Below are 13,378 nucleotides of genomic sequence, written 5' to 3' on the forward strand. Positions count from 1 at the left end.
TTGATCACTCACCACGTGTACAGGAGGATGCTCAATGAAGGCAGAAATCATTGCAGTTGGCACAGAGCTACTGCTTGGACAAATCGTCAATACCAATGCCAGATACCTATCCCGTGAATTGGCTGCGATGGGGATCGATGTATATTTCCAAACGGTGGTTGGGGATAACCTGAACCGACTTAGTGAAGCTATTCGCATTGCGCAGAGCCGTGCAGACGTTATTTTATTTTCCGGTGGCATCGGACCTACCCAAGATGATCTGACCAAGGATGCGCTCGCAGCTGTTCTTAACCGGAAACTGCATACAGATCGAATGGCAATGGACAAAATTGAGAGCTTTTTCAGAGATCGTAATGTGGATATGACAGAGAATAACCGACGTCAGGCGATCGTTATTGATGGCGGAACACCTCTGGCCAATGAAACGGGCCTTGCGGCAGGAAATGCGATTTCTGACAATGACAAATATTATGTTGTGATGCCTGGACCACCTAAAGAGTTGATTCCAATGTTTGAACAGGAAGTCAAACCTTGGCTGTTCCAGCATGTACTCACAGAAGAGATGCCGATCTATTCCCGAATGCTCAAATTCGCAGGTATTGGTGAATCTGCTCTGGAAGATCGACTTCTGGATCTGATTGACGCGCAGACAGACCCTACGATTGCTCCTTACGCGAGCGAAGGCGAAGTTACGGTACGCGTCTCCACAAAGGCTGCGAGTGAGGGAGAGGCGAAGCTGAAGCTGGATGCGATGGAGGTTCAGATTCGGGAGCGTTTGACAGAACATCTCTACGCGAACGAGGATGTGCCTATAGAGTACACGATTGTAACCATGATGTCTGACATGGGGCTGACGCTCAGCGCTGCTGAGAGCTGTACAGGAGGGCTTGTCATGCAAAGTCTGACCTCTATACCCGGAAGTGCGTCAATGCTCAAAGGTGGAATTGTTTGTTACTCCAATGAAATTAAAGAAAAGCTGCTGAATGTGCCTCATGATTATCTGGAAGGTGAAGATGCACCTGGGGCGGTAAGTCCTGAGGTTGCAAAAGTGCTTGCTGAGCAGATTCGCATGATTGGCGATGCTGATTTTGGCTTGGCTGTTACCGGTGTAGCTGGACCGGGATATTCGGAACGCAAACCACCCGGACTTGTCTTCATCGCTCTTGCTGAACGTGGAAAAGAGACGGAAATTCATGAGCTGCGTATTAATGGTAATCGCGAGACGGTTCGCATTCGTTCAGCCAAAGCGATTCTCTATCGCTTATGGCAAAAACTTGTGGCGATGGATTGATTAGTTAATAGCTTCGATTGCATTTACAGTTCCAAGCAAGTATAATTAAGGAAGACGGAAGAACCGTAGAATTAGGCTTTACAGCCTTGTTTACGGTTCTTTTTTCTGTTTAATGGAAAGTTTCCTTGAGGAAGAGGCGCCTCGGCCTTTACAAAAAAAACGAATGTATGTTCGAAAAAAAGCTTGGCAAACGTGTTAAAACAAGGTATCATTATCTTATAAACAGTAAAGGGTGTGAGCTTATTGTCAGACCGTCGTGCCGCGCTTGATATGGCGCTCCGTCAAATAGAGAAGCAATTTGGTAAAGGATCCATCATGAAACTGGGTGAGTCCACTCATATGAATGTGGAAATTATTCCCAGCGGTTCCTTGGCTTTGGATATTGCATTAGGAACAGGCGGCTTGCCTAAAGGCCGTATTGTTGAAATATATGGACCTGAATCTTCTGGTAAAACAACCGTAGCATTGCATGCTATCGCTGAAGTACAAAGAGCGGGTGGACAAGCTGCATTTATCGATGCCGAGCATGCTCTTGACCCACAGTACGCAAGCAAACTTGGTGTTAATATTGATGAATTGCTTCTGTCTCAGCCAGATACGGGTGAGCAAGGGCTGGAAATTGCAGAAGCTCTTGTACGCAGTGGTGCAGTAGATATCGTCGTTATTGACTCTGTAGCCGCATTGGTTCCAAAAGCAGAGATTGAAGGCGAAATGGGCGATTCACACGTTGGTTTGCAAGCGCGTTTGATGTCTCAGGCGCTGCGTAAACTGTCTGGTGCAATCAGCAAATCCAAAACAATCGCAATTTTCATTAACCAGCTTCGTGAGAAAGTCGGCGTTATGTTTGGTAACCCGGAAACAACACCTGGTGGTCGTGCTCTGAAGTTTTATTCCACAGTACGTCTGGATGTGCGTCGTATTGAGAGTATCAAATCAGGCAATGACATGATTGGTAACCGTACTCGTATTAAAGTTGTGAAAAACAAAGTGGCACCTCCGTTTAAACAAGCGGAAGTGGATATCATGTATGGCGAGGGTATTTCGAGAGAAGGCAGTATCATTGACATTGGTACAGAGCTGGACATCGTTAATAAAAGTGGTGCTTGGTACTCCTACGAAGGCGAGCGTTTAGGACAAGGCCGTGAGAACGCAAAGCAGTTCATGAAAGAGCATAAAGATATTGCTGACATCATTGAACAAAAAATTCGTGTAGCCAGTAACTTGGTTACTGCAGTTCCTGCGCCAACGAGTGAAGAGCAACAAAAAGAAGCAGCAGAAGAACAAGAATTGTTTGAAATCAACGAGTAATCTCTCAAAACCTCTCTTGTAGGGAGGACCCTGAGGGTGTTCCCCACTGGACTCCGTAAACTTATCTGATTGAGCTTGGATCAATCTGGATAATGGATTGTAGTGGGAGTACTCGTGCTGTCTAACAGCCCCTGTCCCAATGGACAGGGGCTGTTAGCACGCTAACTGTGGAGTAAAGGCCGGGCAGAGTTCCCGGTCTTTTGTATTATTGGTGTTCTTTTGTCTTATGTGAAGATGTGCTTGGCGTAGTCAGAATGAAAATGTTATGAAAGGGGAGACCAGAATGGATCAACATGACGAGGATTTATATGAAGAAGCAGAACAGGACGGCCTATCCCAATTTCCGGACAACGAAGAACTTATTATTACACGTGTAGAACGAACGAAGAGCAGGCAAGCTCGTTATCGAATCACTTTTGGCATCCACTCCATTACGGTTCTTGAAGATGTGATGATTAAATACAGGATGACTCAAGGTAATACGTTTATGAAGAAGGATCTGGAAGATATCATTCTAGCTGATGAGCGACAGCGGACGTATGCACAGTCTCTGCGTTTTTTGGAGCATAAGCCACGTACGCGCCATGAATTAAGTCAGAAACTTCGTCAGAAGGAGTTTGCTGCACCTTTGATTGAAGAGGCGCTGGATCGGCTTGAGCGGGAGAACCTGGTGGATGACGATCTATTTGCGAAGGAATGGACAAGACAGCGTATGGAGGGCAAGCGGAAGGGAAAACTGTGGATAAGGCAAGAGCTGCGTCAAAAGGGCATTGCCAATGATCTCATTGTTGAGGCACTAGAAGGGATAAGTACAGATGCGGAATTTGAGACTGCTTTGAGTGCTGGACGAAAAAAATGGAATCAGGTCAAAGGGGACGTCAAAGAGAAGAAAAATAAAACGCTTCCCTTCCTAATGAGACGTGGTTTTTCAATGGATATGGTGCGCCGGGTCGTGAATTGTTTAATTGAAGAAGATGAGGCTGGGGACCCTGAAGATGACGAAGCGTTGTTATGGGATTAGCAGACTAGAGTCTCTATACTGCATTCTCTTGACAATTTCTTTCGTCAAATACTAAAATGGACATGAGTCTGTAAGAAATGGACAACCCTTTTTCCTTCCAAAAAAGCGGTTTCGGTTTCTTAAGATTTATACCATTCTTAATTATGGGTTCGCTGGAAACAGTGAATAGTACGTGGAAACATGTACATGTGAAATGAAAATCGGCGGGGGATCGCCGTGAGTATTCGTTATTCCCAAACATATGTAAGGTTTGAAAACTGCAAATTGACCCAAGGAATGCCTTGGAGGAACCAACGAGGAGGTGAACAGTATGGAAATTGCAATCACGATCGCTCTCGTTGCAGCCGCGCTATTCATTGGGTTCGGAGTAGGATATTTTATTCGCAAATCTCTTGCAGAGGCTAAAATCTCTAGTGCGGAACAAGCTGCCGTACAAATCGTGGAGAACGCGAAGAAAGAGGCAGAAGCACTGAAGAAAGAAACGGTGCTGGAGGCGAAGGATGAAATCCATCGCATTCGCGCTGAAGCTGAAAAAGACACTCGTGAACGTCGGAATGAAATTCAACGACAAGAAAGACGATTGTTGCAAAAAGAAGAGTCGCTGGATAAAAAATTGGAATCACTCGAACGTAAAGAAGAGCAAGTGGCTAACAAAGAGAAACGAATTGATGAGACTCAGCAGCAGATCGAAATGATTTACAAAAACCAGGTGACAGAGTTGGAACGTATATCCAACCTCACCATGGAAGACGCACGCAGTATCATACTGTCCAACGTAGAACAGGAAGTTCGTCATGAGACGGCTCAAATGATCAAGGACATTGAACAACAAGCGAAGGAAGAAGCGGACAAAAAGTCCCGCGAGATTATTACACTCGCCATCCAACGTTGTGCGGCTGACCACGTAGCGGAAACAACGGTATCTGTTGTTACCCTGCCAAATGAAGAAATGAAAGGCCGGATTATCGGTCGTGAAGGACGTAACATCCGTGCGCTTGAAACCCTTACAGGGATTGACCTCATTATCGATGATACGCCAGAAGCTGTTATTCTGTCGGGCTTTGACCCGATTCGCCGTGAAATCGCCCGTACTGCCCTGGAGAAACTGGTGGCTGATGGACGTATTCACCCGGCACGGATTGAAGAGATGGTTGAGAAATCCCGCAAAGAAGTGGATGAGCGCATCCGTGAATACGGTGAGCAAGCTACCTTTGAAGTGGGCGTGCATGGTCTGCATCCGGATCTGATCAAAATTTTGGGCCGGTTGAAGTTCCGTACAAGTTACGGTCAGAACGTCTTGAAACATTCCATGGAAGTCGCTTATCTGGCTGGACTGATGGCTGGCGAACTGGGAGAAGACGTAACTCTGGCAAGACGTGCAGGTCTATTGCATGACATCGGTAAAGCGCTGGATCACGAAGTGGAAGGATCACACGTCGAAATTGGCGTGGAACTGGCGAAGAAATACAAAGAACATCCGGTTGTAATCAACAGTATCGCGTCCCATCACGGAGATTGCGAAGCGACTTCGGTCATTGCCATGTTGGTTGGCGCAGCAGATGCGCTCTCCGCAGCAAGACCAGGCGCACGCCGCGAAACGCTGGAAACGTATATCAAACGACTGGAGAAGCTGGAAGAAATCTCAGAATCCTTCGAAGGTGTCGAGAAATCGTACGCCATTCAGGCCGGACGCGAAGTTCGCGTTATGGTACAGCCTGAGAAGATCGATGATGCTGAAGCATTCCGCTTAGCCCGTGACATCACGAAGATGATTGAGAATGAACTCGACTATCCGGGTCACATCAAAGTCACCGTCATCCGGGAAACCCGTGCGGTTGAATACGCAAAATAGAGCATTACGGAAAAGTGGCCGCAGTAGTGGGCCACTTTTCCTGTTGATAGCCTGTTAAAGGCAACTACACATCATGGAGCATGAGATAGAGTCCTGCAAAGGTTCAACATTTGAAGTAAGAGGACTTTGCAGGAATTGAGGAGGCAGTAATCAATGAAAGTTTTGTTTATTGGTGACATTGTAGGCAACGTGGGACGTAAGGCATTAAAGGAAAATTTACCGTATCTGAAATCGAAGTATAAGCCACATGTAGTGATTGTGAATGGTGAAAATGCGGCAGCAGGTCGCGGCATTACCGGCGCAATCGCAAATGAGTTTTTCAACTGGGGTGTACATGGTATTACACTTGGTAATCATACTTGGGACAATAAGGATATTTTTGATTTTATAGATGATGAGCCCCGCATGATTCGTCCAGCGAACTTTCCACCAGGCACACCAGGACGAGGGTACACGGTTGTCAAAGGCGAAGGGAAAGAGCTGGCGATTGTCAATCTTCAAGGAAGAACGTTCCTGCCTGCTCTGGATTGTCCATTCCGTGTAGCTGATGAAATTGTAGATGAGCTGCGCCAAGACCATAAATGTATTTTAGTTGATATGCATGCTGAAGCAACGTCAGAAAAGATTGCCATGGGATGGCATCTGGATGGACGTGCGTCTCTCGTTGTAGGTACACATACGCATGTACAGAGTAATGATGATCGGATTTTGCCTGGAGGAACAGCTTACTTGACGGATGCAGGCATGGTAGGGCCTCGTGACGGCATTTTGGGCATGGAGCGTGAGGCCGTGCTGCGTAAGTTCTACACCCAGCTACCTGTACGTTTTGTTGTAGATGATGGCAAATGGCACTTCCATGGTGTTTTTGTTGGAATTGATGAAGCCACAGGTGCGGCAACACGCATCGAAAAAATTCGTCTGATGGAGGACGAGTGGCGCATGGAATAGGGGTATTGTCCCAATTTGCAGGGAAACCCGTCTAAAAAGAAGGAATTTTTTTGCCTCCCGCGAATAACATCTAGTAAGTGGAAACAAACTTTCAACATTCCCAGGGAGGTACTTACCATGGATGTATTAAAAGTTTCAGCAAAGTCCAATCCTAATTCTGTAGCCGGCGCTCTTGCAGGGGTTCTTCGTGAACGTGGAAATGCTGAACTGCAGGCAATTGGAGCGGGAGCACTGAACCAAGCCATTAAAGCGGTAGCGATAGCCCGGGGATTTGTAGCACCAAGCGGAGTTGACCTGATTTGTATTCCAGCTTTTACAGACATTGTGATCGACGGCGAGGACCGAACGGCCATTAAGCTGATTGTGGAGCCCAGATAATACATGCAGTATGCATTGAACCTGTTTACGATGTAGACAGGTTTTTTTGCGTTTTTTGCAATCACATATTGAGGAGGGTTTAAGATGTCCATGTCTGATTGGCGTGTAGCTGATTTTCACTGTGATGCACTGAGCAAAATTTTGATGCAGCCTGCTCTTTCATTCCAAGATGCTCCACAACTGGATGTGAACTTGCAACGTTTGAAAGAGGGGAATGTAGGGTTGCAGGCGTTCGCGATCTATTTACCCGAAGTACTTGGCAGAGGCAAGTTTGAACATGTGATGGGGCAGTTGGAGATTTATCGTAGACGTGTGGAGAGAAGTCAGGAGCGGCCTGGCGGCACACAGACGTTGTTATGGCGTGAACAGGTGGCTCAGGTGGGGCAAACAGAGGGTCCGTGGGGGTTAATCACACTGGAGGGTGTGGATGGCCTGGAGGGCAACCTGTTCTATCTGGAGTTATGTTATCAGATGGGCGTTCGAATTATTGGACTAACGTGGAATTATGCCAATTGGGCGGCTGACGGAGTAATGGAGAAGCGTGGAGCAGGTCTGACCGAGAAGGGGAAGGAACTGGTGCGCCAGTGTAATGAAATCGGAATGCTGCTCGACGTGTCACATCTGACAGAGAAAGGGTTCTGGGAACTGGCTGACTTGAGTAAACGTCCTTTTATCGCCTCCCACTCCAACAGCTACAGCGTATGTCCCCATGTGCGTAATCTGAAAGATGATCAGATTCAGGCTATCATTGCCCGGGAAGGGCGGATTGGACTGACGTTTGTACCCTGGTTTGTAAAGCAGGAGGGTGTTGTACGTATAGAAGATCTGCTGCCTCATATTGAGGAGATCTGCTCTCTGGGCGGGCAACATCACCTGATGATGGGGTCTGATTTTGATGGGATTTCAACGTATATTCAGAAACTTGAACATTCAGGACATTATCCGAGACTGACGGAAATCCTGCTCAAGCATTATGATGAACATTTAGTGCGCGGCTGGTTGTGGGGGAATGCGATGAGTTATCTGGGGGAACACTTGCCAGAGAGCAATCCGAAGATGCAGATGAAGGGGAATTCCATGAAATAGTGAACTGGTGTGTGCGTTGAATGTGTTGAATTGAAACTTGTTTTCCAAATAAAGGAGGGGAATGATGGTGAAATAAGTGTATTTCATGAATTTTCACCAGTTCGTTTTCATTTCACTCCAAAAAGGGGTATAATACCATTGGATTGTTAAGAGCCTGAGTACAGGCCATAGATAAACAAGGAGTGAATTTACAATGAGTAAAACAGTACCTGTGGGCGTATCTGCCCGTCACATTCATGTATCCCAAGAGCACGTTGAAATTTTGTTTGGCAAAGGTTATGAACTGACTGAATTTAAACCTCTGTCCCAGCCTGGCCAATACGCTGCTAACGAAACTGTAGCGGTAATTGGTTCGAAAGGACAGTTTGATAAAGTGCGTATCCTTGGACCTGTTCGCCCTGAAACGCAACTGGAAATCTCCATGACAGATTCATTTGCGATTGGTGTTAAAGCACCTGTACGTGAATCTGGAAGCATTGAAGGTACACCAGGAATCACAATTAAAGGTCCTGCTGGCGAAGTAACGATTGATAAAGGTGTTATCGTTGCTGCTCGTCACATTCACTTCCATACTTCTGATGCTGCTAAATGGGGTATCGAGGACAAACAAATGTTGAAAGTTCGTCTGGGTGGAGATCGTGGTCTGGTACTGGAAAATGTACTGGCTCGTGTATCCGATTCTTTTGCACTGGACATGCATATTGATACAGATGAAGCTAACGCTGCTGGCGCTCGTAATGGCGACACTGCTGAAATCATCGATTAATTACATGTAATAGCCTCAGCCCCCAATTATGGCGGTCTGAATAACAGTTAAACCTGAGCACAGCCAACAGGGGCCGGTTATTACCAGCCCTGATGGCAAGGCTCAGGTTTTTGTGTTTTCTGAGTGTTCTTCTGAGCATGGCATGTTTCGGATTAGACGAAGGGAGATGCGCTTTGGATGTGGAACTACAGCCCAATTCATGCTATAATTTGCTGTAATGCTCTTTTAATGTTCCAAGCAAGATATTCATGTGGAACAGGGATGAATGAACGATTTTTTATTAATAGAGGCTGTAAGGAGTGACCGAAGGAAATGGCTAAAGACTCAAAAAAGGATTACTCCCAATATTTTGATTTCTCCGATGCCAAAGTAATTTCGCAAGATGAATTCAGCAAAAAGATAAGAATCCGGGGCCGTGAGATTAACATCAAATCGGAACCCAATCATCGTCAGGAGAAACAGCGGGGCAAGGAAGACGTCCAGGTGCTTTACGAAAATGCCGTTCCCGATGAGCTGAAAAACATAGGGAAAGGTAAACACTATATTGTATATACGTATGGATGTCAGATGAACGAGCATGACTCGGAGACCATCAAAGGACTCCTTGAGTCTATGGGATATCAGGCTACAGAGAATCGCAAAGAAGCTGATATTATTCTGCTCAATACGTGTGCCATACGAGAAAATGCGGAAGATAAAGTATTTGGTGAGCTCGGTCACCTCAAAACGCTAAAACTCGAACGTCCGGGATTGTTACTTGGCGTATGCGGTTGTATGTCCCAAGAAGAAGGCGTCGTCAACCGAATCATGCAGAAGCATGGCTTTGTGGATATGATCTTTGGTACACATAACGTGCATCGACTGCCACATCTAATCCAGGAAGCGTTGTTCAGCAAAGAAATGGTTGTTGAGGTATGGTCAAAGGAAGGCGACATTATTGAGAACCTGCCGAAGAAACGTGAGGGTATGCGCGGCTGGGTGAATATTATGTATGGCTGCGACAAGTTCTGTACATATTGCATCGTTCCGTTTACGCGGGGCAAAGAACGCAGCCGTCGTCCTGAAGATGTCATTGCCGAAGTTAGGGATTTGGCACGACAAGGCTTTAAGGAGATCACGCTGCTTGGTCAAAATGTGAATGCGTACGGCAAGGACTTCACCGACCTGAACTACAGTTTTGGTGACTTGATGGATGCCATTCGCCAAATTGATATTCCAAGAGTACGTTTTACAACCAGTCACCCACGTGACTTTGATGACCACTTGATTGAAGTGCTGGCCAAGGGCGGAAATCTGGTGGAGCACATTCATCTTCCGGTGCAATCTGGCAGTTCAGAAGTACTCAAACGTATGAGCCGCAAGTATAACCGGGAACACTATCTGAAGCTGGCTGACAAAATTAAAAAGGCCATCCCGGATGTTGTGTTGACAACGGATATTATTGTTGGTTTTCCGGGGGAAACGGAAGAACAGTTTGAAGATACACTTTCCCTTGTCCGTGAAGTAGGGTATGATTTTGCCTATACCTTTATTTATTCCCCGCGTGAAGGTACACCGGCTGCAGTGATGGAAGACAACGTACCGATGGAAGTGAAGAAGGAACGTTTGAAGCGCTTGAACGAAACGATCAACGAATACAGCCACCGAAGCAATGAAGAGCAACGCGGTAAAATCGTTGAAGTGCTCGTTGAAGGCGAGAGCAAACGGAATTCCGAAGTTCTGGCAGGACGTACACGCAGCAACAAGCTGGTGCATTTTGAAGGACCTAAAGATTTGATCGGTACTTTCGTACAAGTGGAAATCACCGATCCGATGACTTTTTATATTCGGGGCAACCTGCTCTCCGAGCCGGTAGCTGCCAATCAGTAATACACACACACAAATAAGATGAATGATTTTTTGCACTTAGCGGGGTTACGCCGAGCGTAGCGAAGGTGACGGAATCGATTCTGTAGAAGCGAAGCGTTCGCCTTTGTCTCCGAATATTAACCTTGAACAATCTCAATCGAAAAAATTCGGAGACAACAGCGATCAAAAGAACGATCCGACACCGCAGCGGTCACTCAGCAGTCAGCTGAACTTAGTGCAACAGTGAGTTTTCATCTTATATCATCTCATAGAATGGAGCGATTTCAGTGGCGCAGGAAGAAGTGCAGTACAACCATTATGGAATGCCAACCTACGATACGCGCAATCTGGTCATACGCGACGACATTATGGGAAAAGCCAAAGAATTGGCTGATATGCTCGGAACGAGTGAGGAAGTTAGACAGTTTCAACAGGCTGAAACCAAAATTCGGGATCATGAGCGCATCCAGCAGTTGATTGCAACGATCAAGAAAAAACAAAAAGAGATTGTTGCTTTTGAAAGCTTCAAAAATGTGGAGATGGTCAGCAAAATTGAACAGGAAATTGAAGATCTGCAAAGCGAACTGGACAGTATTCCATTGGTTACGGAATTCCAGCAGAGCCAGAGCGACATCAACTACTTACTTCAACTAGTGATCTCTGTAATCCGGGATACGGTTTCTGAAAAAGTAAACGTGGAGGCTGGAACGGATTCACCTCCGACCAGTTGCGGTTAAATGACGGAAGGGTGCGGACGCTGTCCGCGCCTTTTTTGACATTACATAACTGTTAACGTGGAGTGGCTATCGCCAAGTACTCGGAATATAATTCCAAGCAAAGCTCCACGCTGTGGGGTTATTTTGTGTGGCGTAGCTGATTTTTAATGATAAAGGCACATGACATCAAGAGAGCTTGATACGTACAGTGAATAAAGGAGAAATGAATAATGAGTATTTTGGACAAAATGGTGGAAGACGGAGACGGACGATTCTGGGGATTTCTAGGTTGTCGTTATATTAAAGGAGACGGAAAAGAAGTACAGATCGCGTTGACAGCAGGCGAACATCATACCAACTCCATGGGGATCATTCATGGGGGTGTATTGACTTCACTGATGGACCAGGCAATGGGTATGGTTGCAACAGCAGCAATGGAAGTGGATGGCTGTGTGACAACAAATCTGAACGTACATTTTCTTGCACCAATGAAACAAGGGGAATTAACGGTGACAGCTACGGTACTGCATCAAGCAGGACGCAGTGTTACGACTCAATCTGAGGTTCGTGATGCGTCGGGCACGTTGGGATGTATGGCTACGGCGACATTCCGCATAGCACGCCCGAGAACGTAACGCATGAATCCTGCGGTTGACAAAAGATATTATTATGTCATAATGAAATTATCAAAATGAAAATAGTCGGTGGTGCCCATGAGCGAAAACTACGAACACTTTAATGCAGAGAGCGACGAACAAGCAGCACGTGCTTATAGTTCCCAAAAATATCGTACCCCCGATGGTGTTCCTGCGGATATCGTTATGTTCACCTTAACCAAGCGGGAGCGCAAGACGGTGACGAAGACACTTCCCATTCGGGAACTGAAAGTGATGCTGATCAAGCGCAAAGGCTGGCCTTTTGCAGGCAGATGGGCATTACCCGGTGGATTTTGTCAGGAGAATGAATCCATCTACGGTGCAGCGAAGCGTGAGTTGATGGAAGAGACAGGTGTAGACGGTGGACATCTGGAATACTTGAATGTATACAGTCAGCCGGGTCGTGACCCGAGGGGCTGGATTATCTCACACGCATTTTTCGCGCTTGTAGAAGAATGGATGCTGGATCAACGCCAAGCGGCAGATGATGCTGAGGATGTTGGGTTGTTCACGATTCAGGAGGCGCTGCAAGAACTGGAACTGGCCTTTGATCACAGAACAATCATTGAAGATGCTTATCGACGTATTCAACAGCAGATGCTGGAAACGACGATTGCTCGTCAGTTCCTGCCACGTGATTTTACATTAAGTGAATTATATCAGGTTATTCAAAGTGTTGTACCGGATTTTGAAGAACCAAACTTCATTCGCAAGATTACGTCTACCCGCAGCCGTAAAGGCATTGTGGAAGAAGTAAGAGATGAAGAGGGGAACCTGGTGAGTTCCAACCAGTACTCGCAGCGTCCGGCGCAGTTATATCGTTTTACAGAACTCGTACCACGCCTGTCCATCTACACGTAATAAGGTGTAGATGTGTCAATCTGATTGAATCAGGATCAACCATTTCTGGGCTAAGGGAGTGTTGACGATGAAAGCACTGATTGTCATTGATTTTACGAAGGATTTTGTGACAGGTTCTTTGCCTGTAGGTCAGCCGGCAGTAGAGATCGAAGAGACAATTGCAGCTGTAACCGAGGCCTACTGTAAGAACAAACATGAGGTAATCATGGCTGTGGATCTACACGAAGAAAATGATCCGTATCACCCGGAGACTGTACTTTTCCCACCTCATAACATCAGAAATACGGAGGGAAGACAGTTATATGGTCGTCTTGCCCGAGTGATGGAAGAACGGAAAACAGATATACAGTGGATGGATAAGACGAGATATAGTGCATTCTGTGGGACCGATCTGGAACTCAGACTGCGTGCACGTGGTATTACGGATATTGCACTGATTGGGGTATGCACGGATATTTGCATATTGCATACCGCAGTGGACGCTTACAATAAAGGTTTTCATATTACGGTATACGAAGATGCCGTTGCCAGCTTCAATCCGGCAGGGCATGAGTGGGCACTTGGACATTTTCGTTCCAGCCTTGGTGCTTCGGTGGTTAAGGCGAGCGAGACAGTCTTGGCTTAATTTACTCCATAGTCATGTTTGG

At 46.3% G+C, this 13,378-nt stretch carries 13 protein-coding genes; all 13 read left to right on the forward strand.

The window, feature by feature from the left end:
• The first annotated feature begins 34 nt into the window (after window positions 1-34).
• The 13 genes from CXK86_RS03265 to CXK86_RS03325 all read left to right on the forward strand — a co-directional run bounded on the left by CXK86_RS03265 (window position 35) and on the right by CXK86_RS03325 (window position 13,356).
• Window positions 35-1,291, forward strand: coding sequence for a competence/damage-inducible protein A (locus CXK86_RS03265; protein WP_076249792.1), 1,257 nt, complete (start codon window positions 35-37; stop codon window positions 1,289-1,291).
• A gap of 243 nt (window positions 1,292-1,534) precedes the next feature.
• Complete coding sequence (gene recA / locus CXK86_RS03270; protein ID WP_036609261.1) at window positions 1,535-2,599, forward strand: recombinase RecA; 1,065 nt, start codon at window positions 1,535-1,537, stop codon at window positions 2,597-2,599.
• 283 nt (window positions 2,600-2,882) lie between these two features.
• Entirely contained in the window at window positions 2,883-3,620 is a 738-nt protein-coding gene (locus tag CXK86_RS03275) for a regulatory protein RecX (protein WP_074094594.1), read from the forward strand.
• A 310-nt stretch (window positions 3,621-3,930) separates the two neighbouring features.
• A complete protein-coding gene (gene rny, locus CXK86_RS03280) occupies window positions 3,931-5,472 on the forward strand; it encodes a ribonuclease Y (RefSeq protein ID WP_036670418.1) in 1,542 nt (513 codons plus the stop codon).
• A gap of 153 nt (window positions 5,473-5,625) precedes the next feature.
• The gene (locus tag CXK86_RS03285; protein ID WP_101313441.1) at window positions 5,626-6,420 is read left to right on the forward strand and encodes a TIGR00282 family metallophosphoesterase; all 795 of its coding nucleotides are present in this window, start codon (window positions 5,626-5,628) and stop codon (window positions 6,418-6,420) included.
• Window positions 6,421-6,537: 117 nt separating this feature from the next.
• Window positions 6,538-6,798, forward strand: coding sequence for a stage V sporulation protein S (locus tag CXK86_RS03290; protein ID WP_007430104.1), 261 nt, complete (start codon window positions 6,538-6,540; stop codon window positions 6,796-6,798).
• 84 nt (window positions 6,799-6,882) lie between these two features.
• The gene (locus tag CXK86_RS03295; RefSeq protein ID WP_370511404.1) at window positions 6,883-7,884 is read left to right on the forward strand and encodes a dipeptidase; all 1,002 of its coding nucleotides are present in this window, start codon (window positions 6,883-6,885) and stop codon (window positions 7,882-7,884) included.
• Between the two features lie 193 nt (window positions 7,885-8,077).
• A complete protein-coding gene (gene pduL / locus CXK86_RS03300; RefSeq protein WP_017689107.1) occupies window positions 8,078-8,650 on the forward strand; it encodes a phosphate propanoyltransferase in 573 nt (190 codons plus the stop codon).
• A gap of 312 nt (window positions 8,651-8,962) precedes the next feature.
• The gene (gene miaB, locus CXK86_RS03305; protein WP_036609253.1) at window positions 8,963-10,519 is read left to right on the forward strand and encodes a tRNA (N6-isopentenyl adenosine(37)-C2)-methylthiotransferase MiaB; all 1,557 of its coding nucleotides are present in this window, start codon (window positions 8,963-8,965) and stop codon (window positions 10,517-10,519) included.
• Window positions 10,520-10,821: 302 nt separating this feature from the next.
• Window positions 10,822-11,235, forward strand: coding sequence for a YlbF/YmcA family competence regulator (locus tag CXK86_RS03310; protein WP_197997748.1), 414 nt, complete (start codon window positions 10,822-10,824; stop codon window positions 11,233-11,235).
• Window positions 11,236-11,444: 209 nt separating this feature from the next.
• Window positions 11,445-11,849, forward strand: coding sequence for a PaaI family thioesterase (locus CXK86_RS03315; protein WP_036609249.1), 405 nt, complete (start codon window positions 11,445-11,447; stop codon window positions 11,847-11,849).
• A 78-nt stretch (window positions 11,850-11,927) separates the two neighbouring features.
• Window positions 11,928-12,731 (forward strand): NUDIX hydrolase, encoded by an 804-nt coding sequence (locus tag CXK86_RS03320; RefSeq protein ID WP_036609248.1) that lies wholly within the window; start codon window positions 11,928-11,930, stop codon window positions 12,729-12,731.
• A 67-nt stretch (window positions 12,732-12,798) separates the two neighbouring features.
• Complete coding sequence (locus CXK86_RS03325) at window positions 12,799-13,356, forward strand: cysteine hydrolase family protein (protein ID WP_036670420.1); 558 nt, start codon at window positions 12,799-12,801, stop codon at window positions 13,354-13,356.
• The last annotated feature ends 22 nt before the right edge of the window (window positions 13,357-13,378 follow it).

The sequence above is a fragment of the Paenibacillus sp. BGI2013 genome (assembly GCF_002843485.1).
GTDB lineage: Bacteria > Bacillota > Bacilli > Paenibacillales > Paenibacillaceae > Paenibacillus > Paenibacillus amylolyticus.